Origin of the sequence: Streptomyces sp. DSM 110735, assembly GCF_016482685.1 — a bacterium.
In the GTDB taxonomy this organism is placed as follows: Bacteria; Actinomycetota; Actinomycetes; order Streptomycetales; family Streptomycetaceae; genus Streptomyces.
Genome location: NZ_JACYHF010000005.1, coordinates 280,853 through 307,755, shown reverse-complemented (window position 1 = coordinate 307,755; position 26,903 = coordinate 280,853). Strand labels below are relative to the sequence as shown.

The following is a 26,903-nucleotide window of genomic DNA, read 5'->3' as shown; positions in this document are numbered from 1 at the left end:
ATACGATCGGCGGTATGGACACCATGCCCACCGTGGACCCCGCCACGGACGCCCAGCCGTCCGCCCTCGTCGTGCACGCGCACCCGGAGCCCGACTCGTTCGCCTCTTCTCAAATGCGGGCGGCTGTCGAGGAGTTGCGCCGCTCCGGTCACTCCGTGCGGGTCCTCGACCTCTACGCCGACGGCTGGAACCCCGTGCTCGACCGCGGTGAATTCCCGCCGTTCGAGGGCCCGTTCAAACCGCAGGCCGAGCAGATGAGGGCCGTACGGGAAGGCACCCTGTCCGCGGAGGTGCGCGCGCACCTGGACGCCGTGCTGTCGGCCGAACTGCTCGTCCTGTCCTTCCCGTTGTGGTGGTTCTCGATGCCCGCGATCCTCAAGGGCTGGATCGACCGGGTGTTCGTCATGGGGGCGGTGTTCGGCGGGGAGTTCGGGCTGTTCGACCGAGCCGCGCTGCACGGTAGGCGGGCGATGGCGCTGATCACGACGGGCGGTCCCGAGGAGGCGTTCGCAGCGGGCGGGGCGTTCGGCGCGCTGGACCAGTTCCTCTTCCATGTCCACCGGGGAATGCTGGAGTTCGTCGGCTACGAGCCGCTGCCCCCGGTCGTCACCTACGCCCCGGCCCGGATGTCCGAGGCGGAGCGGGAGGCGAGTCTGTCGGCGGTGCGGGACGCCTTCGCGGGGATCGGGGTGAGCGCGGCGCGCCTGTGACAGAGCCGTGACCGGAGGAGTGGCTTCCGCCACAGCCGGGGAGGTCCGGCGCTGGTCAACTCGCCTGATGCGCAGATCATTTGCCGACCGGACCGCCGTCGGTACGCTCGCCGTGGCGGCGGCTGTCGTCCTCGCCGGATGCGGTACCCAGCAGGCGGTCCCTCGGGCGGACGGCGGGGGCGGCGCCGGACCGTCGTCGTGTCCCTCGGCCACGCCCACCCCCGGCAGTACGCCCCCGCTCACCCGGCCCACGACGACCGCGGACGCACCGCGCCCGCCGGGTACGCCCAGCCCGGTGCCCTCGGCCACGAACAGCGAGCGGGACGGGGTGCGGATCACCGGGCTGTATTCCGGCGCCGTCGACCGGCACGGCGTCTGCCGGGCGAACGGGCTGACCGCGGCGTTCTCGGTGACCAACCCCGGCGCGCGGGACATGACGTACACGATCGTCCTCGACGCCTCCGGATACACCGGGGCGGTCCGGGTCGTCGGTCCGGTCCGGGCGGGCGGGACCCTGCGCGGGACGGTCGCGATGCGCCGGAGTGTCGGCGAGGCGGTGGGCGGGCCGAACGCGTCGATCACGTCCGTGCGCAGCGTCCCCACCGCCGAGGCGCCGTCCGAGAGCGGGCCGTGTCCGGCGTCCGGGGTGCGGGTGTGGGCCGACCAGGGGGACGCGGCGATGGGGCTGCGCGTGACGGGGCTGCACCTGGAGAACTGCGGCAAGGTCCCGTACACACTGGACGGCCGTCCCCGGCTCCAGCTCCTCGACGCCGACCACCGGGTGGTCCAGGGGATCCGCCTCGTGCCCGGCGACGAGGTCGCCCGCCTCGACGGCAACCCCGACGTCGTCCGCCCCGTCACCCTGCGCCCCGGCGAACGCGCCCTCGCGGGCATCGCCTGACGCAACACCGTGCAGACCGTCGGCACCCCCGTGAACGCCCCCTACCTCCGCGTCCGCGCCAAGGCGGGCGCCGCGCCCGTCATGGTGACCCCGGAACTGGACCTGGGCACGACGGGCAGACTGGGGGTCCGGGCGTGGCAGAAGGAGTGACCGGCGTCGCGGGGCGGGTCTCGGTGAGGTCAGGCGCCGAGGAACACCCTGCACGACCCGGGCTGTTCGAAGACCGCCACGCCGATCCCGGGCAGCTTCGAATCCTTCGCCCGCGTGTAGGCGGGTCCCGCGCCCGGAGTGAACCCCGCGTCCATGACGTCCGTCAGTACGTCGTCGGGGGTCTTCTTCCCTCCAGCCACGAGCCGGTTGTCCCGGACGAACGCCGGAACACCGTCGCACGGCATGGAGAACTGAGCGTTGAACGGGTATCCGTCCAACGCCTTGCGGGCGCCGTAGGTGATGTCCTCGGCGCCTTCCGGGAGGCGGACACCGTAGTCGGACAACGCCTCTTCCAGGCTGACGTCGGCGGAGTCCGACGGCGACTCGTGCGGGAACGGACCCGCGTGCTCGGCGGAGTGCAGACCCTCCGGGTCGCAGGCGACCGCACCTCCGGCGAGCACCAGACCCGCGAGGAGCGCCGTCGTGCGGGGCAGTCGGTCGAGCATGGTGTCTCCTGGCGGGTGTCGGGGGCTGCTGACCGACCCGACGGGTGCGGCGGGTCCCGGGGTTCCCGTCCGGGCGGTCGGTGTCGTCGGTCGTGACGGAGCCGTGACCCTGGGACCGGATCTTGGCGGGACGGGGCAGACTGGGGGTCCGGGCGTGGCAGAAGGAGCGGTGAGAACGTGGCAGAGACCGAGCGGGTCCCGTACGCAGACAAGGGGCGTCCCTCGCCGCACGCGCTCACCGGCGCGGGGGTCGTCGTGACCGACGCGGCGGGCCGGGTGCTGCTCGGCTGGTCGAGGAAGCGTGAGGTCTGGGAGCTGCCGGGCGGCAAGAACGACCCGGGTGAGGACTTCACGGCGGCGGGCGTACGGGAGTTGGCGGAGGAGACGGGTCTGCGGGCCGACGCGGACACGACGCGGACCCTGGCCCTGCTGATGGACTCCGTCCACGGGCTGCCCCGGCTGACCGCCGCCGTCCGAGTGCACGCCTTCACCGGCGAACCGGAGGTCAGGGAACCGCACTTGATCGACCGCTGGCAGTGGCACGACCCCGCCGACCTGCCCGTGCTGCCCGCGCCGCTCTTCACCCCGAGCGCGCATGTGATCGACACGGTGTGGCCGGGGCTGCTGCCGTGTCTGCCGCCGGTGTACCGCTATCCGGTGGCGCCGGGCTGAGTCTCCACCCGCTGCGTGCCCCACACCATGAGCAGCGCGAGTCGTTCGGCGTCCTCCGTGCCGGGTTCCGCCGTGTAGACCATGATCCGCAGGTCGCTGCCCGCGACCGCGAGGATGTCGCAGTCGAGGGTGACCGGTCCGACCGCCGGATGGTCGATGGTCTTGCGGGCGGCTTCATGGACGCCGACCGTGCCCGAGTCCCACAGCCGGGCGAACTCCGGGCTGCCGTCCCGCAGTTCGGTGACGAGGGCGCGCAGGTCGCGGTCGGCCGGATAGCGGGCGGCGGCCGTGCGGAGGTCGGCGACGAGGGCGGACTCGAAGGCGGCGCGTGCCTCCGGGGTGTAGGTGACGGGTGCGCCAGGACCGAGGAAGTGCCGCCACACGCCGTTGAGTTCGCGACCGCGCCACCGCGTGGAGTCACCCATCAGGGCGCCGTAGGGCGGGTTGGCGGCGAGCAGGGTCCAGGTGGCGTCGTGGACGGCGACCGGGGTGTGGGCCAGCCGGTCGAGCAGGCGGTGCACGCTGGGCGGGATGAAGACGGGCACCGTCCTCGGTCCGGGCGGCGCCAGTCCGGCGAGGCGGTGGAGGTGGTCCCGCTCCTCCGCCGAGAGCCGCAGCGCGCGGGTCAGCGCCCGCACGACCTGCGAGGAGGGGTTGCTCGCCCGGCCCTGCTCCAGGCGGGTCACGTAGTCGACGGAGATCCCCGCGAGCTGCGCCAGCTCCTCGCGCCGCAGCCCGGTCGCCCGTCTGCGTCCCCCGGCGGGCAGCCCCACGTCGCCGGGGGCCAGCCGGTCCCGCCAGCGGCGGATCGCGTCGCCCAGGTCCGTGGTCGTCATGCCCCCAGTGTGCCGCCGCGCGGCGGTGCGTGCCTGGTACCGCCGGTCCCAGGAAAAGCGGTCTTCTGGCTGGTGGCGGGCGTCCGGCGCAGGCTGGAGTCATGACGAGAACACTGATCACCGGAGCCAACAAGGGCATCGGCCGCGAGACCGCCCGCCGTCTGCTCGCCGCCGGACACACCGTTCACATCGGCGCCCGCGACCCCGAGCGGGGGCGGCGCGCCGCCGAGGAGCTGGGCGCCCGCTTCGTCCCGCTCGACGTCACCGACGACGCCTCCGTGGCCGCCGCGGTGAAGACGATCGAGGCGGAGGGCGGACTGGACGTGCTGGTCAACAACGCCGGCGTCGAGCCGCGCCACCCCGACGGCGGCTTCGTCCTGGCCGCCGAGACCACCGCGGACGACGTACGGACGGTCTTCGAGACGAACGTCTTCGGCGCCGTGCGCACCCTGCACGCCTTCCTGCCCCTGCTACTGCGCTCGGACCACCCGGTCGTGGTCAACGTCAGCAGCGGTCTCGCGCGCACCCCGGCTCTGGCCGACCCCGCGGCTTTCGAGCACTTCTACCCGAGCCTTGCCTACCCGGCGTCCAAGGCCGCCCTGAACATGCTCACCGTGCAGTACGCCAAGGCGTTCGACGGCATCCGGATCAACGCCGCCGACCCCGGTTTCACCGCCACCGACCTCAACCACCACACCGGCACCCAGACCGTCGAGGAGGGCGCCGAGGTCGTCGTCCGCCTGGCGTGCGTGGGTCCGGACGGACCGACGGGGACGTTCCAGAACGCGGCGGGGGTGCTGCCGTGGTGAGCCGCGCGAACGGGTGATCCGAGGAGCCTCCGACGGTTCCCGCATTCACAGACGTGTCGAAATCTTCACCGGATCGCCTCAGCCCCCGGCACCCCCTCCCGGCCCCCTCGCGCGGCCGCGCGGGAGCGCCGGGGGTGCGGTATTCGGCCTGGCGGCGTCTGCTTCAAGTACCGCACGGGGTACGCGAGATCACGCATATCCGTACTTTCGTTCGGCGTTGCGAGGACTACGTTACGGACCGTATTCTCACCATCGTCAAAGAGCTGCCGGCGATGCGCGGCAGCACGCCGCGGCGGACCGGGAGGGGCGCCCCAGGACCAACGTCTTGCTCCAGCGCGCGACTTACGGCCCGACCGCCGCCCGCACCGACGATCCGCCCCGGACGCGACACGCGGGCGCGGACCACGTCAGTGGGCTCCGCACGGTACGGCCCCGCTGGACATCCCGGTTCGCTCGACGCCGCCACCACACGCTCCGGTCCGTCGCACACGCGCGCCCCGCAGCGCGACCCGGCCGATCCCCAGCAGGAGTTCAGTCATGCGTCTCTTACGGGCAGCCCGTACCGCTCGCGCCTCGTCGGCGCCACCGGAGGCGCACGGATCGACCGCCGGGTTACGGGACGCGGCGATGCCGTCGACCGACGACGCGGGAACTCCGTCCCGCCATCGCGTCCGGCTCGCCACCGACTCCCCCCGCACCATCGTCGCGAGGACGGCCCGATGACCGAACTGATCCTGTTCCTGGCGCTCGTGGCGGTCGGCGCCGCCGCGGTGGCGTACTGCGCGCGGGTCGCCGCACGTCAGCGGCGGCGCGCCGAGCAGCACCAGGAGCGCGCCGAGACCCTGTCCCAACAGCTCCGCGCCGCCGAGCAGTTCGTCGGGAGGGTCACCGCCGCGGTCGCCTCCCCCACGACCGAGCCGGTCCCCGCGCCCGTCCTGCCGCCGCAGCTCGCCGGCACCCCGCTCGCCCACGCGCTGTCCGGGCTGAGCGAGGAGACCCGTAACGTCGTGGCGCTCCTTGAACGGCGCGCGGAGGAGCGGTCCGAGCAGCGCGCCGCCGAGATCCAGCAGGCGGCGGACGCCCAAGTCGCGGACGCACGGCGGGAGTCGGTCGACGTCGCCCGCGCCACCGTGCGCGCGTTCGCCTCCAGCCTGGTGCAGCGGGCGAAGAACCTGAGCCGGTCGGTCAGCGCCGGGGTGCGCAAGGTGCACATCTCCGACGAGGCGTACGCCACGCTCAACGAGATCGACCATCTCTCCCAGCAGATGCTGCTCATCGCCTCCGGCTTCTCCGTCCTCGCCGGGGACAAGCTCTCCGCCCGCTGGCGGGCGACCACCCTCACCGACATCGTGCGCGCCGCCATGGGCCGCGTCGAGGGGTACGAGCGGGTCCAGCACCCGGAGATGGAGACGCTCGCGGTCGAGAGCCGCGCCGTCGAAGCCGTGATCCACACCCTCTCCGTGCTGCTCAGCAACGCCCTGCGCTACTCGCCGCCCGCCGCACGCGTGCACGTCACCCTCGACCACGGCCACAACGCGGCCTTCCTCATCGTCGACGACGCCGGACTGCGCATGGACGACGAGCGGGTGCTGTGGGCCCGCAAGGTGCTCTCCGGCGAGCAGCGCGACGACATCACCGCGCTCGGCGCCTACCCGCAGACCGGGCTCCGCGTGGCCGCCGCGCTGGCCAAGGACTACGGCTTCCGCGTCGACATCACCACGCCGAACATCTACGGCGGCACCCGTGCCGTCATCGTGCTCCCGCAGAACCTGCTGACCAGCCCCGAGTCGGTCAGGACGGCACAGGCACGCGCCGCCGCCCGCACCAAAGCCGTCCTCCCCGCGCAGCAGACGCGGAGCGCGCCGGAGCGGACCCGGCCGGAGCCGTCCGCCACGACGGCGAGCGGTCTCACCGTCCGCAAGCGCGCCCCGCGCACCGCGACCTCGGGCGCCGACTCCGCTTCCGCTTCCGCCTCTGCTTCGGCCGAGCCGGGCGCGCAGGGCGCCCCCGCCGCCCAGCCCGCCGCCCCCTCGGTCCAGCCCGGCAGCCCCGGCGTCGCCGCCTCCTGGATGGCGGGCACCCGGCGCGGCCGGGACCACCACAGCAGCACCCCCCGCACTGAAGAAGGACGTTGAACACCATGTCGGAGACTCACGCCAACTCCCTGGGCTGGCTGCTGGACGAACAGCTCGGCTCGGTCGAGGGGGTCCGGTACGCGGTGCTGGTGAGCGGCGACGGCCTGCTCAAGGCACGTACGCACACCATCGACCAGGAGGGCGGCGAGAAGCTGGCCGCCCTGACCGCCTCGCTGCGGGCCTCGGCCAAGGCGTGGGACGACTTCACCGGCGGGGGCGGGGTGCGCCAGCACCTCGTGGAGTGCGCGAACAACTTCTGCCTGACGACGGCCGCCGGGCAGAACACCACGCTGATGGTCTGTACGACCGGACCGCTGGCGGACGTCGGTCTCATCACCGACCACATGGTGCGCCTGGCCGTGCAGTTGGGCACGCAGCTCTCCACCGGCGAGCGCACGCCGGTCCCCCAGCGCGACGGGAGTCTCGGGGCATGAGCGGGCCGCGGCGCGACCCGGACATGGTCCGGCCCTACGTCCGTACCGGCGGTCAGATCCGCCCACGGGACGACGTGCGCTGGGAGAGCGTGGTCATCGCCGCGACCGGCTCCGCCGGTGAACTCGCCACGGACGAACGCCGGGTGATGAGCCTGTTCTCACCGGGCTGCGGGGGTCTGGCCGTGGCCGACATCGCCGCCGCGCTGCAACTGCCGCCCTCCACCGTCCGCATTCTCGTCTCCCGCCTCATGGACACCGGCCGACTGACCAGCCCGGTCGCCGCCGACTCCGATCAGCCGCAGGACGACATTCTCGTAAGGGTGCTCCATGGACTTCGACAACTCCTCTGACCCGCCCGTCACTTACGTGCCCCACACGGTGACGCAGTCGGCAAAGATCGTGATAGCCGGCGGGTTCGGGGTCGGCAAGACAACCTTCATCGGCAGCGTGTCCGAGGTGCGTCCGCTGCGCATGGAGGAACCCATCACCGAGGTCAGCGTCGGCATCGACGACATGCGCGGCACCCCGGACAAGACCACCACCACCGTCGGCATGGACTTCGGCCGCATCCATCTGGCCGACGGCGCCCTGGCGTTGTACCTGTTCGGGCTGCCGGGGCAGGTGCGCTTCAAGCCGCTGTGGGAGGACCTCTCCGAGGGCGCGCTCGGCTGCCTCGTGCTGGCCGACACCCGGGACCTGGACGCGAGCCACGGCGCCCTCGGGCTCCTGGAGGACCGGGGCACGCCGTACGCGGTGGCGATCAACACCTTCCCGGACGCCCCCGCCTACGCCGAGGCGGAGCTGCGCGAGGCACTCGCGCTCGACCCCGGCACCCCGCTGACGAGCTGCGACGCCCGCGACCGCGACTCCTCCCTGCGCGCCCTGATCACCCTCACGGAACACCTGGTCGGGCTCCGGCCCGCCGCGTCCCTGGAGCCCCTGCGATGACCTCCGCCGATCTCGAAGCCCCGGCCCGCGTCCCGCTGTACACACCGGAGTTCGCGGCCGATCCGCACGCCGCCTACGAGCGGATGCGCACCACGTACGGCGCGCTGGTGCCCGTCGAGCTGTCCCCCGGCATCCCCGCCACCCTGGTGATCGGCTACGACGCCGCGCGCCGCATCCTCAACGACCCGCTGCGCTTCCCCGCCGACCCCCGGGTGTGGCAGAAGGCGGTGCCGCGCACCTGTCCGGTGCTGCCGATGATGGAGTGGCGGCCCAACGCGCTGCGCAGCGGCGGCACCGAGCACGCCCGCTACCGGGGCGCCAACACCGCGAGCCTGGACGCGGTGGACCAGCACCAACTGCGCACGCTGGTCGAGACGATCGCGGAGGAGGCGATCGCCGGGTTCGGCGACACCGGGCGGGCCGACCTGCTCACGCAGTACGCGTGGCCGATCAGTTTCCGGGTGCTGAGCGCGCTGCTCGGCTGCCCGGACGACATCGGGGCGCGCATCGCGGACGGCATGGCGAAGATCTTCGAGGCGAAGGACGCCGACCACGGCAACGCGCTGCTCGCCCAGGCCATCGGGGAGTTGGTGGGACTGCGCCGCGAACGACCCGGCGACGACGTGACCTCCCGGCTCATCGCGCACGAAGCCGCCCTGGACGACGAGGAGATGGCCCACCAGCTCGTCACCCTCTACGGCGCGGGCATCGAGCCGCTGACCAACCTCATCGCCAACACCCAGTTGAAGATCCTCACCGACGACGACTTCTCGGCCGAACTGCACGCCGGGCAGTCGACGTTGCGCGACGCGCTGGACACCGTCCTCTACAGCGACCCGCCGATGGCGAACTACTGCATCAGCTATCCGCCGTACCCCACGGACATCGACGGGTATCTGCTCCCGGCCCACCAGCCGGTGGTGATCTCGCTGTCCGCCTGCAACAACGACCCCGAACTCACCCTCGGCATGCCCGCGTCGAGCGTCAGCGGCAACCGCGCCCACCTGGCGTGGAGCATCGGTCCCCACACCTGTCCGGCGCGCTCGCACGCGTATCTGATCGCGGAGACCGCGCTGAGCCATCTCCTCGACGCCATCCCGGAGATGGACCTCGCCGTCCCGGCGTCCGATCTGCGGTGGCGCCCCGGTCCGTTCCACCGTGCCCTGGAAGCCCTCCCCGTCCTGTTCCCCGTCCATCGCTGAAGGAGCCCGCGTGCCCGAACAGTCGATATCCGCGACCGAGCAGTCCGTCCTCGTCCTGGACCCCACCGGCGCCGACCACCACGCCGAGCTGACGGCGCTGCGCGCCCGGGGTGCGGCGACCCGGGTGGACATCCTCGGTGTCACCGCGTGGTCCGTGACCGACCCCGACCTCCTCAAGCAGCTCCTGACCAGCCCTGACGTGTCCAAGGACGCCCGCGCCCACTGGCCCGGCTTCCAGGACGCGCTGACCTCCTGGCCGCTCGTGCTGTGGGTCGCGGTCAGCAACATGTTCACCGCGTACGGCGGCGACCACCGCAGGCTGCGCCGCATGGTCGCGCCCGCCTTCAGCGCCCGCCGCATCGCGGTGCTCAAACCGGTGGTCGAGGAGACGGTGAAGGATCTCCTGGACGCTCTCGACGCCCGGCCCGCCGACGAAGTCTCCGACCTGCGCGAGCAGTTGGCGTACCCGCTGCCGATCACCGTGATCGGGCGGCTCATGGGTGTGCCTGTGGACCAGACCGCCGTGTTCCGCACCACGGTGGACGGTGTCTTCGACACCACGCTGACCACCGAGGAGGCCATGAAGAACACGGCCGGTCTCTACGCGGCGCTGGACGAGCTGATCGCGGCCAAGCGCGCCGAGCCCGGCGACGACATGACCTCCCTGCTGATCGCCACCCGCGACGAGGAGGGCGACGGCAAGGGCATGACGGACGAGGAGCTGCGCGACACCCTGCTGCTGATGATCAGCGCAGGGTACGAGACCACGGTCAATGCCATCGACCAGGCCGTCACCGCCCTGCTCGCCGACCGCGAGCAGCTCGAGCACCTGCGGGCGGGGCGCGCGACGTGGGAGGACGTGGTCGAGGAGACGCTGCGGTTCGAGCCCTCGGTCAAGCACCTTCCGCTGCGCTACGCCGTCCGGGACGTCACGCTGCCCGACGGTCAGGTCATCGCGGAGGGCGACGCGATCCTCGCCTCCTACGCCGCGGCCAACCGCCACCCCGACTGGCACGGTCCGACCGCCGACCAGTTCGACGTGACCCGCCTCTCCAAGGAGCACCTCGCCTTCGGACACGGCGTCCACTTCTGCATCGGCGCCCCGCTGGCCCGCATGGAGATCGCCGCCGCGCTCCGGCAGCTCTTCGAGCGCTTCCCGGACATGGAACCGGCTGTTCCCGCCCACGAGTTGAAGCCGGTCCACTCGCTGATCAGCAACGGTCACCAGAGCCTGCCGGTGCGGCTGCGACCTGCCGCGAGCTGACCGGTGCGGCGACCCGGTCCGGCGCGCGAGGGGGCGTGCGGCGGTCCGGGCGTCCGGTTCTCCGGGGCGCGTGTTCAGCGCCCCAGGTGGACGACGCCCGCCCAGTGCGCCGGTGCGGTCATGCTGTCGCCCCGCTCGCGCAGGGACGCCTCGACCCGGGCGACCCGGTCCTCGAAGGCGCGGGCGAGCGGTTCCGGGAAGCCGCCGGGTGCCCTGCGGTCGGGATCGCGCATCCAGCGCTGGGCGCGGCGCAGCGCCTCGGCGGGCTCGCGGCCCACGCTCAGGTGGTAGTGGAAGACGGTCATCAGGAAACCGGTGGTCGCGTTGGTCAGCGGCCACAGCGAGGCGATGACCGCGCTCGCGCGGGCGGCGAGGAACGCCGAGGCGACGGTGAAGCCCTCGTCCGGGTGGCTGAGGCTGATGTTGCTGGCGCAGCAGGCCAGCGAGACGCAGACACCGCGCGCGCCCTCCGCACCGGGACCGGTGCCGGGACCGGACCCGGACCCGGTCTCGCCGCCTCCGCCTCCACCCCCGGCCAGATCCAGCGCCCCGATCCGGTCGATGCGCAGCCCCCCGCCGGGCAGCGCGATGTACGCCCGCCAGGACTCGGTCACGTCCGCCGCCAGATGCGCGGCGATGTCCACGACCCCGAACCTCCCCCGCGCGTCCGCGAGTTGACCGAGCAGCCAGGGTCCGGTCGCCTCCCCGCGCGCGGGCACGACCGCGTCGGGATAGACCCCCTCGCGCAGCAGACGGGTCGCCGCCCACGCCGCCTCCTTGCCCCCGAGACCGTTGACCAGGAGGGCGTCCCGGGCGGACCCGACCGGGGGGAGAGCCGAGGCGGCGATGAGCTGGCGGGCGCCGCAGACCGTGGTCATGACCAGCCGGTCCACGGCAGGGACGCCCCGCTCCAGGACCGCCGCCGCCCACGGCACGAAGGCGAGGTCGCCCACGGGTACGAGCACGACCCGGTGCCGTCCGTCGGTGCGCCGTCCGCAGCGCCGGTTCAACGCCTGCAGAAGCGGGGTGAGTTGGCTGCGTCCGGTCCGCTCGGACAGGTCCCCCAGCGCCGTACGCCAGCGCGCGACGCCCGCGGCGCGTTCGTCGGGGTCCTCGGTGGGGCGGGTACGGGCGCACAGGGCGTCGACGTAGGCGGCCAGCGCCTCGTCGTCGCCGGGGGCGGACGGGAGGGCGACCCATTCGGCGGTGCCGTCGGGGGTGACCAGGACGGCGCCGCGCTCCAGGGCGTCCTGGCCGTCCTGCGGCGGGGAGGGCAGCAGATAGACGAGGGCGTGGGCGCCGACCGTCCGCAGCGCGGCGGCGACGGAGGCGACGGTCGGCACGTCCCGCGCGCGTCCCTCGGCGTCGGCGTCGAGCACCCGGGCCACCCGCGCGGTGAGCTGGTCCGGGATGCTCAGTCCGCGGCCGGGATCGCCGGGGCGGTAGGCGAGGGCGCCGGGGGCGGACGGGGCGCGGTGTTCCCAGGCGTCCGCGAGCGTGTGCTCGCCGAGGGCGCGCAGCCGGGCGGCGGTGTCGGGACGCAGCCTGGTCTGCTCGACGATGGCGCGCCCGGTCTCCAGGGCGCGCACCACGTCGTCCCAGGCGCCGTCGTACGCCGCCCAGCGTGCCGCGCGCCGGGCCAGTGCTCCGGCGTCGCGCGCGATGATCAGGGCGTCGGCGGTGTCGTCCTGGCCCATGACGGTCCGGGCGTGCTCGCGCAGGCAGTCGAGGGCGATGCGGCGCGACTCCTCGAAGTCGGCGTCGGGGTCGGGTCCCCCGGCGTCGGGCTGGGCGATCCGCGCGGCGCGGACCTGGTCGAAGCGGGAGCGGGTCTGGTCGAGCAGCGGGGCGAGTCCGGGTGGCGGGTTCCCGGCGGGCAGGGCGGCGTCGAAGGCGTCCATGCGGGCGGTCCAGCTCTGGCTGAGGGCGCGCTTGCGCAGTCCCCCGGCGAGCCGCATCGCGCCCTCGACGCGCAGTTCGCGCAGGGGGCTGTGCCGGGCCGCCTCGGCGGCCGCGCGCAGTTCGGCCACGGTGGAGTCGGCGGCCACCGCCCCGGCCAGACCGATCAGGCTGCGCAGCATCTGGGCCAGCCCTGCCTCCGGGCCCGTGGAGTCCGCCGCCTCGGTGAGGGTCTCGGCGTAGGACAGCAGCCGTTCCCGGGCGGCGTCCGCGTCGTCTCCGGCGACGATGTGGAGCAACTCACGCAGCAGCAGGGCGTGGTGGCGGTCGGTGGAGTTGGGCCGGGCGACCGCGCAGGCGCGGTCCGCCCAGGGCAGCGCCTCGGCGGCCAGGGCGGCGCTGTCCCGGCCGGGCAGCTCCGCGGCCAGTGCCAGGGTCTGCGCGGCGATGCGGCAGGCGACACCGGTGAGCGTCTCCCCCAGCGGCTCCAGTTGTGCCCGCTCCATGGTGCGGCGGACCGTCCGGAGCGCCACGTCGACGTGGTTGGCTCCCGGGCTGATGGGGGTGCCGCAGTCCACGTCCTCGCTGCCCGCGCGCCGGTGGAAGACGATGTGCGTGAGCGCCTGGAGCAGGCGCATGACCACGGTGGCCGTGCCGTCCGGGAGCGTGTCCGAGGCGTAGCGGTCGAGCAGGGCGAGGGCTTTGCGGATGTCGGCGACGGAGCCGGTGGTGTGGCTGCGCTGCAGCAGCGACTGGCTGAGGACCAGCAGCGCGTTGGGCACGCCGGGATGGTCGGGCGGTACGAGCGGCAGGGCCCGGCTCACGTCCTCGATGGCACCGGCGATGGCGTCGGTGGAGAGGCTGTAGTGCACGAGGAGGGCGCGCGCCAGACCCCGCACCAGCAGCGCGCCGGGGTACTCCGCGTCGTGCGGCGGGAGTCCGGCGACGGCGGTGTCGCACGCCTCGACGATGTCCGGGGTGCGGGAGACCGCCAGCAGACCGGCGTTGACCGCGTGGATGGCGGCCTCCGCGAACAGCACGGACTCGCGCAGCGCGGTCTCGTCGCCCCGGACGCGCACGCCGTCCAGGTAGTCGACGGTCGCGAGCAGCGCGGAGCGGCCCTCGGGGCTGTCCAGGCGGTGCTCCAGGTTCCACTTCAGCTCGACGCGGGACTCCAGCAGGCGCACGAGACGGGCGGTGTCCGCGTCGAGACCGGGCTGTTCGCGGACCCGGCGCGCACGGTCCAGCACCTCGGGGACGCGGCCCGAGACCATCGCCCCGGTGTCCTCCATCATCCGCTGCAGCTCGGTGAGCACGTCCGCCGCCGTGAACAGTCCGAGGTCGGGGTCGTCGGACGCGGTCAGCCGCCGCAGTTCGGTGAGCACGTACTGCCTGCGCAGCCGGATCTTGCCCGCGAGCTTGCGCAGGGCCGTGGAGCGGGGCGCCTCCTGCTCCTCCGGTCGCTGGGCGCGGAACTCCTGGGCCAGGTCCAGGAGATCGTCCAGGCGGCCGTGGAGCTGGAAGAGGAGGTGCAGGATCTCCACGGGCTCGGGCGGAGCGGTGGACTCCGGCGGTACGGAGTCGTAGGCGTCCTCCAGCAGACGCAGAGCCTCCAGACACTCGGCGATACGGGCCATGGGCGCGCCGTTCCCGGTGTCGTCGCCGGTCGCGCCGCCGGAGTGGAAGAGCAGCAGGGCGAGGGAGGTCTGGCGCATCACGCGGTCCTCCACGGCGGGGTCCGGGGCGGCGCGGCGCAGCAGGGCGACGGTCTCGCGGCGCAGCCGGTGCAGCGGCGGCGGGAGCGGCGCGGTCCGCTCGTGCTGGTCCACCTCGGCGGCGACCAGCACCGCGAGGTCCGTCATCCGGGCGGCCATGCCGGGGGCGTCGGGACCGGCGGTCCGCGCGCGGGTCAGGATCTCCATGACCTCCCAGGCGTCGTCCTCGTCGGCCATCGCCCCTCCCAGCGGGGTGTGGTTGACGGCGGAGGCGGTGGCGGGGCGGTCGGTCACGGCGCCTGCCCCGAGGACTGCGCTCCGGCGTCGGGCACCGGCAGCGGGGCGAGCGCGAACGCCGTCGCCGGGGGTGGGTCCGGCGCGACGAACGCGGTCTGCGCCCCCTGGGCACCCCGGCGGCTGAGGTATCCGCTCAGTTCGGCGCCGCTCACGCGCTCCTGCGAGGGCGTGGCCGGGGCGGGCCATCCCGCGGCGCGGTAGACGTCGGGGCGGGCGGCGACCAGGACGGCCTCCACGCTGTCGCAGTACACGTCGACGGCGGCGCACAGCCCCCGGAAGAGGAGGAACACGGCGAGGGCGGCTCCAGCGGCGGCCACCGCGAAGGCGCCGAGCACCAGCGGTCCGCCGTCGTCCCGCCCCACGGTCACGCCCGCGCCCGCCAGCGCGACCGGGCAGGTCAGCAGGGCCCACAGCAGATTCTGCCCGCGCGCGGTGAGCCGGTCGGAGTCGCCGCGCAGCCGCTTGGCCAGCGGTTCGGGCAGGGCCAGGTCGATCAGCTCCCAGCACCAGGCCAGGTCCCAGCCGTGCCGCGCGGTCACCCGCTCGGTCATCGCGGCGAGGCTGTTGCCGATCCGGGTGGGGGCGACGGAGGCGGGGCGCGGATAGCGGCGGCGCCGGGACCGTGCGTGCGCCAGGGCCAGTCGAGAGAGAGTGGAGTCAACGCCGGTGGTCGTGGCGCTCGTTGCCTGAGCGGGTACGGCGGGGGTCACCGGGTCGGCCGCCAACAGCCCGTCCAAGAGCGCCCGGTGGCGTCGTACCCGCCACGCCGTCCAGTACCGCGCCCACGTCCGCACCGGCCAGGTCGTGCCCGCGAGGAAGCGGATCACCGGGGTCGACGCCGCCGACACCACGAGCGTGGAGCCCACCGTCGCCGCGACGGCCAGGACGCCGTACACGCACAGGGTGACGACGTCGAAGCGGCTGCCCTGGCACCACAGGTCCGCGCTGCCGCGCGCCCCGGAGCAGCCGCGCGTCGGCGGGAGCCAGGAGCGCACCGCGAGACCCGCGATCGCCCAGAAGACCAGGGCGCCGCCGCTGATCCGGGCGAGCCAGCCCTTGGCGCGGCCCACCGCGAAGCTGCCGAGCAGTTCCACCCTGTCCCCCTCGTCGTGCCCCTGGTCGCGCCCCGGTCAGGGCAGGCGGTACTCCAGCTTGAGGTGGTGCCGGGGGCACTCCTCGATGTCCGTGTCGGTTCCGTCGACCGTGCCGCTGTGGGCCTGGTCGCAGCCGGAGGTGTCCGTGCCCCGGCAGCGCCAGGCGTACCCGTGCGCCAGGGAGGGACCCGCGGCGGGCGGGAAGGTCGAGGCGAGGTCGGAGTGCGCGCCGTCGAGGTCGTAGTCGGCGGCGTCCTCGGCGAACAGGGCGTCGAAGTCGTCGTCCCCCGGACCGTTCACGGAGGGCTGCGTGGCGTCGTACATGGTCGTCCTGGCTCTCTCGGGCCGTCGTCCCGGTGACGGCGGGGGCTCGCGGCTCACCGGTGGCCACGAGGGCCGCCGACGGAGGACGGGCGCTCCATCATGACCTACGAATTCCCTCACGTCACCCCAAATCCCTTCGTACCAAACGATCTTGACGTTCCATCCGATACGGTGTGCTCTTCGCGTACCGCACCTGTGCGTGGCACGAGATCCGGGGGAATCCATGAGCGCGTCGGTGATCATCGACTGGGAGCGGCTCGCCGCGGAGGAGCGCGCCCGGTGTCTGCGCCTGCAGCAGGAGTTCATCGAGGTCCGGGCGTACGTCCGTACGCTGAACCGCCGTTGCGCCGCGACCGAGGCGGTCACCGGGGTGCGGATCACCGTCCCCCTGGTCGTCATGCCAGGGATCGAGGAGGGTTCGGGCGTTCTCGCGGAGCAACTGGAGTCGCTGCGCCGGAACTTGACCGCCGTTGAGCAGCAACTGGACTCCTCGGCGCTGGCGTTCGCGCGGGAGCGGGCTTCCGCTCGTCCGGCCGCGCAGGCAGCGCCGTCCCCGGCGTCCCGACCCCGGACCACGGCGGCTGACGACCTCGCCGCGTGGCGGGCGCAGGAGGACGAGCGGCGGCGGACCGCGACCGAGGCGGCCGAGCGGCAGGCACGCGCCGAGGCGGCCGAGCGCACCGCCGCGACCACGCTCGCCCGCGCCGCCGAACTGGCCGAGGCGCTGCCCGAGCGGGCTGCGGAGGTGCACGGGGTAGCCCGGGCGGTGCTGGCCGGGGCGCCCGGCGCCGAGGAGACCTTCGCGCTGCTCGTCGCCACCGGCCGGGACGCCACCCGGGCTGCCCGGGCCCGCGAGGAGGCAGCGCTGCTGCGCGAGCGGATCGCGCTCATGGCGGAACGGGTCGAGGAGGCCGTACACCCGAAGGCGCACGCGTACGCGGCGGTGCTGCGGGAGCGCGAGGCGGGCTGCGGGGACGACGCGGGGCAGTTGGCCGAGGTGCTGGGGATCGCCCAGGAGGTGCTGGGGCGGCTCACCGCCGCCGAGAGCCGCGCGGAGCTGATCGCGGTGGTGCACGAGGCGATGGGCGCGTCGTGGTCGCTCACCGACGCGTCGGCTCCGGCGACCGCGACCGCCTCGGCTGCCGCGCCGACCGCCGCCGAGGGCGCGAGCGTCGTCGTCCCGCTCCCCGAGGCGTTCCCGCACCACGCCGTCCGGTTCGGACTGGACGACGCGGACGCGCTGACGGCGGAGGTCGTCCGGCTGCCCGGCGGTGATCCGGCGGCGGACCGGGCAGCGCAGGAGCACATGTGCGCCGAGATGGACGAGCTGACGGCACGCCTCGCCGCGCGCGGCTTCGCGACCACCTGGCGCGAGCAGGCTCCGGCGGGGGCGTTCGCCGCCATGGCCGCGGCGACGGGCGGCACGACCGGCGCGACCCGCGCGGACACCGCCGCCGACGCGGCCCGCCGCGAGGAGGCCGAGGCCGCCGAGGCAGCGCGCGCCCGCCAGTCGGCGCGGCAGGCGCCCCGGCAGGCGACCGCTCACCGTGACGACCGGACGCGAGGTGGCCGATGAGCACTCTCCCCGAGACCGGGACCGGGACCGAAACCGGCATCGGCACCGGCACCGGCACCGGCACCGGCACCGGCACCGAGACCCCTCCCGCGCTCCCCGAGGCGTGGATGCGCGAGGTCGACCTCTCGCTGTCCCTGGCCCCGCACCTGCTGCTCACCGGCAACGTCCGCGACCGCCACCAGGTCCCCGTGACCGGCGGCCGGGTGCGCCTGCTGCGGGTGCCGGAGGTGCTGTGGGAGGTGTGCCGCGCCCGGGGGTACGCCGCCCTGCTGGTCCTCGACCCGCTGCGCGGCCTCTACCGGCTGGACTCGCCGCAGGACCCCGAGGCGGAGGAGAACAGGCGGATCGCCGCGCTCGTCGACCGCTACTCCGGCGCGGAGTTCGACTCCGACCTGCTGCGCGAGCTGCTGGTGGCGCTGCACGAGCTGTACAGCGGCGCCGAGGGACTGACCGTGCCCGTCGCGCTCGTGGTGCCGTACGCCGCCCGCACCCTGCCCGGCGACGCCGTACTGCGCGCCGACCGCGCGCTGTTCACCGCGATCGAGGCGCTGGGGCACGCCGCTCCGATGGTCGCGATGCCGGGGCGTCCCGAGCACGAGACCTTCGGGCTCACCCTGATCTGGGTGTGCGAGCAGCAGGACCAACTCGCCCCGGCCTTCCCGGTGTCCGGCGACTCGGTGCGGGTGATCCGGCTGCTGCGCCCCAACCTGGAGCTGCGCACCCAGCTCGCTGCCCGCTTCATCCGCTCCGCGTTCGGCGCCGAGGCGCGGCAGGAGGAGCTGGAGTCGGTCGCCGGAGCCACCGACGGGCTCACCGGGCGCCAGGTGCGCACGACGGTGCTGACCGCGGCCACGCTGCCGCCGGGACCGACCGTCTTCTCCGACGCGGCCCGGCTGGTGCGGGTCGGCATCACCGACGACCCGTGGGCGGGCGACACCGTGCGCAGGCGGCTCGCCGGTGCCGAGAAGTACCTGGCCCACCACGTGCTCGGGCAGCCCTCGGCGGTGGGCAGGACGGTGGACATTCTGACGCGCGCGGCGGTCGGCATGAGCGGCGCCCAGTCCTCGGCGGCCCGCAACCGCCCGCGCGGGGTGCTCTTCCTCGCCGGTCCGACCGGTGTCGGCAAGACCGAACTGGCGCGCTCGGTCACGAAGTTGCTGCTCGGGGAGGAGGCGCAGCCGGTGCGCTTCGACATGTCGGAGTTCCGCGTCGACGAGAGCCGCCAGCGCCTCATCGGCGCCCCGCCCGGCTATGTGGGCTACGACTCCGGCGGTGAACTCACCAACGCCGTACGGGCGCAGCCCGCCTGTGTGCTGCTCTTCGACGAGATCGAGAAGGCGCACGAGCGCATCCTCGACCTCTTCCTCCAGATCCTGGACGAGGGACGGCTCACCGACAGCCGGGGCGGCACCGTCTACTTCTCCGAGTGCTTCATCATCTTCACCTCCAACATCGGCACCCAGGTGTCCGAGGAGGACAAGAAGAACGACCCGGCGGCGTCCGCGCACCGCGCCGAGGAGCTGCTGAAGCAGTTCACCGACGACCCCTCGGGCTACTTCGCCCATTTCCGCGGCGCCTACGAGAAGTTCTTCGACCAGGACATCGGCCGTCCCGAGCTGCGCAACCGGCTCGGCGACAACTACGTGACCCTCGGCTTCATCGACGAGCAGGCCGCCGTCGAGGTCCTGGACCGGTCCCTCGCCTCCGTCGCGGCGCGCGTACGAGCCGTGCACAAAGCCGAGTTGGTCGTCGGCGCCGACGCGCGCGACAGCCTGCGCGACGCCGCCGCGAGCAACCTCGGACTCGGGGCGCGCGGCGTCCTCAACCTGGTGGAGAGCGCGGTCGTCAATCCGCTGAGCCGCGAGCTGTTCGACACACCGCGCGCGGAGGGCGCCCGGATCACCCTGGTCGACCTGTTCCCGGAGGACGACTGGAGACCGGTATGGAGCTGACGGGCGCCCCGCTGGCCGTCAACCGGCTGCACTTCCCGGTCACCGCGCTCGGTCCGGGGCGGCGGCTCGGCGTGTGGACCCAGGGCTGCTCGGTGCAGTGCGCGGGGTGCCTCGCGCTGGACACCTGGGAGCCTCGGGGCGGGGTCTCCCTGCCGGTCGAGGAGTTCCGCGCGCTGTGGCGGCGGGCGCTGGCGCAGGGCGCGGACGGGCTCACCGTGTCCGGCGGCGAGCCCGGCGACCAGCCCGAGGCGCTCACCGCGCTGCTGCGGGCGGCCCGCGAAGAGGCGGCCGGACGCGCGGTCGATCTCCTCGTCTACACCGGGCACCCGCTGGCCGAACTTTCAAGACGGGCACCGGAGTTGATCGAGGACGGCCTGGCGGACGCGGTGATCAGCGAGCCCTTCCGCGCGGACGCCCCGACCACCCTGATCTGGCGCGGCTCGGCCAACCAGACCGTCACCCCGCTCACCCCCCTGGGCCACGAGCGCTACGGACCCCACCTGGACCACCGTCCCGAGCGCGCCCCCATGCAACTGCTCGCCACCGACCACGACGCCTGGCTGATCGGCGTGCCCCGGCAGGGCGAACTCGCCGCGCTGCAGCAGGCGTTGCGCACGGCGGGCTTCCGCCACGGCCAGGTGTCGTGGCGCCCGGGGCGTCACAGGGAACCGGCAGCCACCGAACCCGCCGCCCCGGCCGGGGCCACCCGGAAGGAGACCGACCGGTGAGGTACTACTGCCGGGACAGCCGCGCCCCGCACTACTGCGAGACCTCCTACTGCGACGAGCACGAGCGCGACACCGTGCCCGCCCCGGCGGCGCAGGAGACGGCACCCCCGCCGCCGCGCGCCGAACAGCCCGACCCCATCGACGACTTGCTGCGCAAGCCGCAGACTCCGGCGTCCCGGACCCCGGCGTCCCAGGCTCCGCGTGCCGACACGGACGCCACCGGCGCGTCGGACGAGGTCCAGCTCCCGCTCGGCGTCCGCCGCCGCTTCCGGATCCTGGAGATGCTGCCCGCCGAGGCAGCCGTGGGCGGGCGCCTGTGGCTGGCGGCGCCGGTGGACAGCCCGCAGGGGATCGTGCTGCTCAAGGTGCACGCGCCCGGTTTCCGGCCCAGCGCGGCGAAGGACCGGCTGCGCGAGGCGGGCGCGGCGACGCGGCTGGACGACGGCGTGGAGACGCTGCCCGACGGCGGTCCCACGGTCACCTGGGAGACCCTGCGTCCGCCCGGCGGCGGCACGCTGCGCAAGCTGCTGGACGACACCCTCGCCCGGCCGGGCGGCGCCCCTGGCCACCTCGGCGGCCTCGCGGAGTCCACCGTCCAGTCCCTGCTGACCGGTCTCGCGGACCTCCTGGAGCGCTGGGAGCAGGACTGCCGTGCGGTGCCGGTGAACCTGTCGCCGGACACGCTGTACCTGCGTGACCTGGGCGGATTCGAGCCCGTACTCCCCGACCTGGACGGTGCGGCCGTACTGGACGAGGAGTGCGCGCGCGGTCCCCGTCCGCCGCTGACCCAATACTCGGCACCGGCCCATCTGTCCACCCACGGGCGCTGGGGTGTGCGTGCCGCCCGGGTCAGTGTGGCCGCCGTCGTGCACGAACTGCTCACCGGGCGGCCGTGGATCACGGCGGGTCCCGACCCGGACGAGCTGGCCGACGCGGTGCTCCACCGTCCGCCCGCCGACACCGGCGACCGGCACTGGGACGACCTCCTCGACCGGCTCGCGGGCGGCCGTCTCGGCGCGGCGGAGGTGCGCGCCTGGTGCGCGGAGCGGGAGGCGCAGGCGGCGCCGGTGGAGCCGTTCCGGTACGGCGGTCGCGCCTACGACGACCCGGCGGACCTGGCGTCGGCGCTGGTGGACGCGGGCGCCAACGGCCCTTCCTGGCTTGCCGATCCGGGGCACACCGCGCTGCTGGACGAGTGGCTGGCGTCCCGTGCCCCGCAGGCGGACCGCAGCGGACTCGACCGCCTTCTGCGCTCGCCGAGCCGTCCCTACGCCGCCGATCAGGCGCTGGCGTCGCTCGCCGCCGAATTCCTGCCGTTCGCCCGGCCGCGCTTCCGGGGCGCCGACATCGACGAGGACGGTCTGGTGGCGCTGGCCGCGAGCGAGGACATGCGGACGCTGCACGCGGTGCTGGACAGCGGTGTCCTGCGCGACGCGGCGCGCCAGACCTGCGCCCGCCACCCGGACTCCCCCGGCTGCCCCGCGCTGCGCGGACTGCCCGAGAAGGTGAGCCGCGCCCTGGAGACGGCCGCGCAGGAGACCGAGCGCACGGCACGGGACCTGGAGCGCGAACGCGCCGAGGAGACCGACGAGTTGCGCTCCGGCGCGACCCAGCAACTGATTCCGCGCGGCTCCGGATGGTACGACCAGGACGAGTCCCTGCGCACGGTGGTCCGGCTGCTCCTGGGCGACGAGGCGTATCTGCGGTACTGCCGCGAGCGGCTGGGGAAGACCCGCCGCCCTGGCGTCACCCCGCGCTGGTGGGGGCGGCTGTACGACCTGACGACCCAGACCCTGGGGCGTGAGACCGCCGGGTCCGCCGGGGCGGTGGGATCGACGGCGGCGGGGCTGACGGCGGCGGCGCTCGCCTTCGACCTCCAGGTCGTGGCCTTCCACCGCGACCTGTGGCGCACCCGCCGGGTGCTCCTCCGGCGCCGGATCAACGCGGCCGGTCAGCGGTCGTCCGCGTGGCTGCGCACCCGGTTCTCCCGCTCGGCGGAGAACCGCGACGACGCCCGCACCCGGCGGCAGGCACGCCAGGACCTCGCCCACCGCCGCCTGTTGAAGCTGCGCTGGCTCTGGCTGACCGCGTTCACGATCGGACTGCTCGACGTGGTCGGCTACACGGCGTACGGCTGGGTGCCGTACACGGCTCCCCCGGCCAAGGCGTCGGCCCCGGCGGCGTCCCGGCAGGTCGCGACGAGACGCGTGGTGACGGCGTCCGACCACCACAAGAAGCCCCGTCCCCACAAGACCGAGCCCGCCCCGGACGCAGCCCCGGACCACCTCTCCCACGCCCAGCTCTGGCGCGACGCCCGCACCGACGCCGCCCCGAAGGCGCTGGATGTCGTCAGTCAATTCCAGGAGTTCTCGGACGACTTGAACGGCGACCGCCCCGAGTGGTTCGAGGACGGCGCCTTCTTCGGCTTCGGCGACCGCGTCCCCGGGCAACTCCCGTGGCTGCTCCCGTCCTTGATCCTGGCGGGTTCCGCGGCGGGCCTGCGCTGGGCGGTACGGGCCCGCAGCCGGGCACTCCGCCTCACCTGCGCCGTCACCGCCACCGTGACGACAGCCGCCCTCCTCTGGCACCTCTACGCCGACAGCCTCACCCACGCCCTCCTCGCGACCACCTACGCCCTCGACTTCTGGCACGGGTCACTGTGGGTGGTGGCGGTGCTCGCCATCGGGCTGTGGGTGTTCGCGAAGCGGGGGACGACTCCGGTGGAACGGCGACGGAACACGACGTACGGCTCCCCGTACGGGAGTTGACAGCCGCCCGCACATCAGCACAGCCGTCCCGACCAGCGGCCGGAAACCTGCGACGCGCAGGTCCGGCCGCAGGTGTTCCGCGCTCTGCGGGACGGTGGGGCGGTTCGACAAGCGGCACCATCCAGCCAGCCCGCGCCGCGTCTCCCCACCCCGCACCGCTCGAACGCCACCGAATACGCCCCTGCGGAAGGCGTAAGACCCCTGACCCGTTACGCCGCCACCTCCGACGGAACGAGTTCGAATAACCCCCCGAACACAGCCCGCCGCACCACCCATCCCACCACCCCCAGAACTGGCAAAATCCCCTCTTCCCCTCCGAACACCCCAAAACCCTAACCTTGGTGACAATCTCCAGCCGCTCCACGGCACGACCGCACACTCGGGGGAAGCATCATGACGGACCAGCTCTCGCTGGCGACCGTGGCCACGACCGCGCTGCCACAGGTCTTCGGGTTCCTGTTCGGCCGACTCGGAGAGGCGCTCGACCGGCGCGCGGAATCCCGTGAGGAAGAGGAATTCCGCTCGGCGCTCGCGGAGCCTCCGGCGCCCTACGTCCTCCACCAGGACGCGCTGACCGGAGACCGTGTCGCCCGACTGGGCTTCGCCGAAAGGGAGTTGGACGCGTACCGGCACAACCCGGATCTGATCAGACCGGCGGACGCGCACCTCTTGCGGACGCTGAGCCAGGTGCGCGACGACCTCGAAGCGGTCTACGGGCAGCGTTTCACCTTCGCGGGCGAGCGGCGCCCGGGCGCCGGAGTCCGGGTCGTCCAGCGCGTGGACGAGGTCGGGGCGAACGCCGTGGCCCGGGGCGTCAAGGCACGGCACGTGTCCGACCGCGCCGCCGTCGACATCGAGCAGACCGCGCGGACCGTGCGTCCCGGCGGTGAACTCACCGGGCTGGACGTCGGGGACACCCTCGGCTGAGAGCAAGCCGGTTCCCGCACGTCTCGACATCACGGGGTCAGGAAATGCACGACATGCACGAGGAACAGCCCGCGTCGCCCGCTCCGTCGGGTCCGCTGGCATCACTGCTGGAGAGCGAGGCGGTCGCGCGGCTGCGGCAGCTCGCGCTGCTGAACTTCGGTGAGATGAACGCCGTCAAGGTGAGCGCCGGATTCGACATGCCGCTCGAACACGGCGCGTTCTCGGACGACTTCATGGAGGCGGTGCGTGCCGTCTTCGTCGCACCGGAGGGCGGCGCGGATTTCGAGACGGTCTACCGGTCGTGGAAGCAGCCCGGTTCGGTCACCGTGTTCGCCGAGGGTCCGGGCAAGGGCCGTACCACCGCTGCCCGCGCCCTGCTGGCCGAGTTGCGCCACGAGCACCCGGACGTACGAGTCGGCAGGCTCGGCTTCGGCGCCTCCCCCGACTTCCCCGCCCATCGCGTCCCCCACGCCACCGACTGGGCGTATCTGCTGGAACTCCCGCCGGACGAGGACGACTTCGTGGTGTCCGACACCTTCGGCGCGACCCTCGGCGGACTGCGGGACCACCTCGCCCACCGCAGGGCACGGCTCGTCGTCCTGACCACCCCGGAACAGTGGCGGCGCATCGGCACCGGCGCCCCGGAGGGCACCCGGCAGCCCCTGGGGACGCCACCCCCACTGGAGATCGCCCGCAGGTGGCTCAAGGCGGAGTCCCCCGGGTTCCCCGTGGACCAGTGGCTCGGGGACACGGACATCGCGGCACTGCTGGACGGCCAGCCACCGGTGGACGTACTGGAGATCGTCGGTCACATCCTGCACGCCCACCGGTCGGGGGACGGCGGGCTGCCGCATCTGGAGGCGCTGGCGCGGAAGTACCACCGCAAGGACCCCACGCCCTTCGACCGCCAGGTGCTGAGCGTCCTCGCCGCTCGGTCCAACTGGCGTGCTCAGTTGCTGAGTTGGCATCGCGAGGACGGTCGTACCGGCTTCCAGCGCAACTTCCTGCTGTCCTGCGCCGCCCTGCGGGGCGCCCCGGTGGCCCATCTCTACGCGGGCGCGGCCGACCTGGGGAAGCAGTTGGGCGATCGCGACGTCTCCCTCAACGGTCAGCAGGAGCCCGGCGTCATCGAGATGGTGCACTCCATCGACGCGGAGCTGGCGGAGGACGACACCGTCACCTTCGACCGGCCCGACTGGGACGACGCGGCGCTGGAGTACTTCTGGGTCGACCGCCCGCTGTCGCGCACCGAGTTCCTCAAGTGGCTCGCCACCGCGCCCCTGAGGACCAACCGGCAGGCACTGAACACCCTGACCCGCGCGCAGCAGCAGGCCATGGCACTGCGCATCGGCTCCTTCGCCGTGCGGTGGGCCGTACGCCAGCGGCGCCAGGAGCCGTTGCGGCAGCTCGCGTTGGGCTGGCGGGGGCAGGCGCTGTGGCCCACGCTGATCGAGATCCTCACCTCCGCCGGTGTCCATGCCGCGAGCGCGCCGTACATCCACGAGATGCTGCGGCAGTGGGCCCAGAACGGCACCACGGCGCAGCGTCTCGCGGTGGTCGAGGTGTGCGCGGGTGAGTTCGGCAGACAGCACACCGTGAAGGCGCTGACCCGCCTGCGCCACGCGGCCGACGACCAGGACCCGGAGGTACGCGACGCCCTTCAGCGAGCGGTGCACGCCCTGTGGTCCGAACCCACCGCCCGCCGTGCCCTCTTCTCCTACGTGGTGGGCTGGTGCGACGCCGAGGCGACCCGGGACGCCGGGCGCGAGACGTTCCGCACGCTGGCCGCCGCCAAGGACGCCGCCGCCTCCGCCCTCCCGGTCCTGCTCACCCGCGACGGCGACGACGACTTCACCCCGTCCACGGCCGACCTCACCACCGGCTGGCGCGCGGTGCTGCGCGGTGCGCACGGTCTCGAACCGGACGACGCGGACGCGGCGGCCGTCCGGCTCTGGCTGGACGCGGCGCGCCGCTACCCCGGTCTGCTGGGCGAAGTCCTCACCGTCCTCGCCGCAGCCGTCCGCACCGACGCCGAGGAGGAACCGTCCGCGTTCGCCGAGAGCCCGCGCGACCGGCTCCGGGCGATCGTCCGCACCTGGGCCCGCACCCCGGACCCCGACGCGTCCGCCCCCGACGCCTGCGAGCTACCGGCGGGCGCCCCGAGCCGTACGGCCGTGTACACGGCGCTGACCCACCTGCTGGACGACGGTCTCGTGGACGGCTTCCGGAGCCGGCTCTCCCGCGCCGACGCAGCCGGGGCTCCGGCGTGAGGTGGCCCGGACGGCGCCGTACCCCGTCCGTCCACACCTTCACCGACGTGTGCGCGAGCCAGGACCCGGGACTCGCCTTCGAGGTGTCCGTCCGCGTCGAGTGGACCTGGACGAAGCGGGGTCCGGCACCGGCCGACGCGCCGCGCGTCGCCGGGCGTCTGGCGCGGCAGCTCGTCGAGAAGACGCTGCACGAGTCGTCCGTACTGCGCCCGGACGCGGCCGGGCAGGATCTGGCGGTCGTCCTGCGTGACGAGGTCCCGCTGGGCGGCGAGGTGACGGTGACGGGCGTGACGGCCTCCGTCCATGTCGACGCCGCCGTGGTGGCGGCGGCCCGCCGCAAGCAGCGGACGCGCCACGCCTGCGAACTCGACGAACTCGAACGCCGTCAGGCCCGCGCCCGCATGGAGTTCCTCCGCGACGAACTCCTCGCGGACCCGTCCGCCGCCCGGCTGTACACCCTGCTCCCGCCCTCCCCTCGCCTCGGCGGTCCGCTCCCCGGCACCGACCTGGACGCGCTGGTCCGCGAGGCGCACCGCTGGCATCCGGAGTCGCGCTGGGTCGTCACGGCGCAGGTGCTCCACACCTTCGCGGAACGCGTCACCGAGGACACCGCCCAGGACCTGCTGAAGATCCTGCACGCCGCCCTGGACACCCTGGGTCACCACGACCTGAGCGCGCGGCTCGCCGCCGTCGTGGAGCCGTAGGGCGCGCGGCATGACAAGGCCGGTCCCGCCGTTCGAACGGCGGGACCGGCCTTGTCGTGGGCTCTCGGGTGTCGCCCGGCGC

The 26,903-nt window shown here is 73.8% G+C and carries 22 protein-coding genes; 17 read left to right on the top strand and 5 right to left on the bottom strand.

Annotated elements, in window-relative coordinates:
- The first annotated feature begins 14 nt into the window (after positions 1-14).
- Together IF655_RS11390 and IF655_RS11385 are read left to right on the top strand one after the other, a co-directional pair.
- Complete coding sequence (locus tag IF655_RS11390; protein ID WP_242488669.1) at positions 15-710, top strand: NAD(P)H-dependent oxidoreductase; 696 nt, start codon at positions 15-17, stop codon at positions 708-710.
- Positions 711-777: 67 nt separating this feature from the next.
- A complete protein-coding gene (locus IF655_RS11385) occupies positions 778-1,611 on the top strand; it encodes a DUF4232 domain-containing protein (RefSeq protein ID WP_307814906.1) in 834 nt (277 codons plus the stop codon).
- A gap of 179 nt (positions 1,612-1,790) precedes the next feature.
- Here IF655_RS11385 and IF655_RS11380 read toward each other — a convergent pair whose 3' ends face one another.
- Entirely contained in the window at positions 1,791-2,267 is a 477-nt protein-coding gene (locus tag IF655_RS11380; protein WP_199584104.1) for a hypothetical protein, read from the bottom strand.
- 177 nt (positions 2,268-2,444) lie between these two features.
- Here IF655_RS11380 and IF655_RS11375 point away from each other — a divergent pair, with 177 nt between their 5' ends.
- Positions 2,445-2,939 (top strand): NUDIX hydrolase, encoded by a 495-nt coding sequence (locus IF655_RS11375; RefSeq protein ID WP_199584102.1) that lies wholly within the window; start codon positions 2,445-2,447, stop codon positions 2,937-2,939.
- Here IF655_RS11375 and IF655_RS11370 read toward each other — a convergent pair.
- The gene (locus IF655_RS11370) at positions 2,918-3,775 is read right to left on the bottom strand and encodes a helix-turn-helix transcriptional regulator (RefSeq protein ID WP_199584100.1); all 858 of its coding nucleotides are present in this window, start codon (positions 3,773-3,775) and stop codon (positions 2,918-2,920) included. The genes IF655_RS11375 and IF655_RS11370 overlap by 22 nt on opposite strands.
- 101 nt (positions 3,776-3,876) lie before the next feature.
- Here IF655_RS11370 and IF655_RS11365 point away from each other — a divergent pair, with 101 nt between their 5' ends.
- The 7 genes from IF655_RS11365 to IF655_RS11335 all read left to right on the top strand — a co-directional run bounded on the left by IF655_RS11365 (position 3,877) and on the right by IF655_RS11335 (position 10,567).
- A complete protein-coding gene (locus IF655_RS11365) occupies positions 3,877-4,584 on the top strand; it encodes an SDR family NAD(P)-dependent oxidoreductase (RefSeq protein WP_199584098.1) in 708 nt (235 codons plus the stop codon).
- A gap of 719 nt (positions 4,585-5,303) precedes the next feature.
- On the top strand, positions 5,304-6,719 hold the full coding sequence (locus IF655_RS11360; protein WP_199584091.1) for an ATP-binding protein: 1,416 nt from the start codon (positions 5,304-5,306) through the stop codon (positions 6,717-6,719).
- Positions 6,720-6,724: 5 nt separating this feature from the next.
- A complete protein-coding gene (locus IF655_RS11355; RefSeq protein WP_199584089.1) occupies positions 6,725-7,153 on the top strand; it encodes a roadblock/LC7 domain-containing protein in 429 nt (142 codons plus the stop codon).
- The gene (locus IF655_RS11350) at positions 7,150-7,503 is read left to right on the top strand and encodes a DUF742 domain-containing protein (protein ID WP_199584087.1); all 354 of its coding nucleotides are present in this window, start codon (positions 7,150-7,152) and stop codon (positions 7,501-7,503) included. Before IF655_RS11355 ends, IF655_RS11350 begins: the two co-directional genes overlap by 4 nt.
- Positions 7,481-8,101 carry an ATP/GTP-binding protein gene (locus tag IF655_RS11345; protein ID WP_199584086.1) on the top strand — a complete coding sequence of 207 codons (621 nt, stop codon included), beginning with the start codon at positions 7,481-7,483 and terminating at the stop codon, positions 8,099-8,101. Before IF655_RS11350 ends, IF655_RS11345 begins: the two co-directional genes overlap by 23 nt.
- Positions 8,098-9,303 carry a cytochrome P450 gene (locus IF655_RS11340; protein ID WP_199584085.1) on the top strand — a complete coding sequence of 402 codons (1,206 nt, stop codon included), beginning with the start codon at positions 8,098-8,100 and terminating at the stop codon, positions 9,301-9,303. The genes IF655_RS11345 and IF655_RS11340 overlap by 4 nt, the downstream gene beginning before the upstream one ends.
- Positions 9,304-9,313: 10 nt before the next feature.
- Entirely contained in the window at positions 9,314-10,567 is a 1,254-nt protein-coding gene (locus tag IF655_RS11335; RefSeq protein WP_199584084.1) for a cytochrome P450, read from the top strand.
- 74 nt (positions 10,568-10,641) lie between these two features.
- Here the strand turns inward: IF655_RS11335 and IF655_RS31635 are convergent, their stop codons facing one another.
- The 3 genes from IF655_RS31635 to IF655_RS11320 are packed head-to-tail and all read right to left on the bottom strand — an operon-like array spanning position 10,642 to position 15,896.
- Entirely contained in the window at positions 10,642-14,475 is a 3,834-nt protein-coding gene (locus IF655_RS31635; RefSeq protein ID WP_199584083.1) for a CHAT domain-containing protein, read from the bottom strand.
- Positions 14,472-15,572 carry a hypothetical protein gene (locus tag IF655_RS11325; protein WP_199584078.1) on the bottom strand — a complete coding sequence of 367 codons (1,101 nt, stop codon included), beginning with the start codon at positions 15,570-15,572 and terminating at the stop codon, positions 14,472-14,474. Before IF655_RS11325 ends, IF655_RS31635 begins: the two co-directional genes overlap by 4 nt.
- Before the next feature lie 36 nt (positions 15,573-15,608).
- Positions 15,609-15,896, bottom strand: a complete 288-nt coding sequence (locus tag IF655_RS11320; RefSeq protein WP_199584076.1) for a hypothetical protein — start codon at positions 15,894-15,896, stop codon at positions 15,609-15,611.
- A 223-nt stretch (positions 15,897-16,119) separates the two neighbouring features.
- On the opposite strand from IF655_RS11320, the gene IF655_RS11315 reads away from it, so the two are divergent.
- The 7 genes from IF655_RS11315 to IF655_RS11285 all read left to right on the top strand — a co-directional run bounded on the left by IF655_RS11315 (position 16,120) and on the right by IF655_RS11285 (position 26,821).
- Positions 16,120-17,472 (top strand): hypothetical protein, encoded by a 1,353-nt coding sequence (locus IF655_RS11315; protein WP_199584074.1) that lies wholly within the window; start codon positions 16,120-16,122, stop codon positions 17,470-17,472.
- On the top strand, positions 17,469-19,424 hold the full coding sequence (locus IF655_RS11310) for an AAA family ATPase (RefSeq protein WP_199584072.1): 1,956 nt from the start codon (positions 17,469-17,471) through the stop codon (positions 19,422-19,424). Before IF655_RS11315 ends, IF655_RS11310 begins: the two co-directional genes overlap by 4 nt.
- Complete coding sequence (locus tag IF655_RS11305) at positions 19,415-20,152, top strand: 4Fe-4S cluster-binding domain-containing protein (protein ID WP_199584070.1); 738 nt, start codon at positions 19,415-19,417, stop codon at positions 20,150-20,152. Before IF655_RS11310 ends, IF655_RS11305 begins: the two co-directional genes overlap by 10 nt.
- Positions 20,149-22,920, top strand: coding sequence for a hypothetical protein (locus IF655_RS11300; RefSeq protein ID WP_199584068.1), 2,772 nt, complete (start codon positions 20,149-20,151; stop codon positions 22,918-22,920). Before IF655_RS11305 ends, IF655_RS11300 begins: the two co-directional genes overlap by 4 nt.
- A 393-nt stretch (positions 22,921-23,313) precedes the next feature.
- Positions 23,314-23,847 (top strand): hypothetical protein, encoded by a 534-nt coding sequence (locus tag IF655_RS11295; protein WP_199584066.1) that lies wholly within the window; start codon positions 23,314-23,316, stop codon positions 23,845-23,847.
- Positions 23,848-23,900: 53 nt separating this feature from the next.
- Positions 23,901-26,117, top strand: a complete 2,217-nt coding sequence (locus IF655_RS11290) for a hypothetical protein (RefSeq protein WP_199584064.1) — start codon at positions 23,901-23,903, stop codon at positions 26,115-26,117.
- A complete protein-coding gene (locus tag IF655_RS11285; RefSeq protein WP_199584063.1) occupies positions 26,114-26,821 on the top strand; it encodes a hypothetical protein in 708 nt (235 codons plus the stop codon). Before IF655_RS11290 ends, IF655_RS11285 begins: the two co-directional genes overlap by 4 nt.
- Positions 26,822-26,903: the final 82 nt, after the last annotated feature.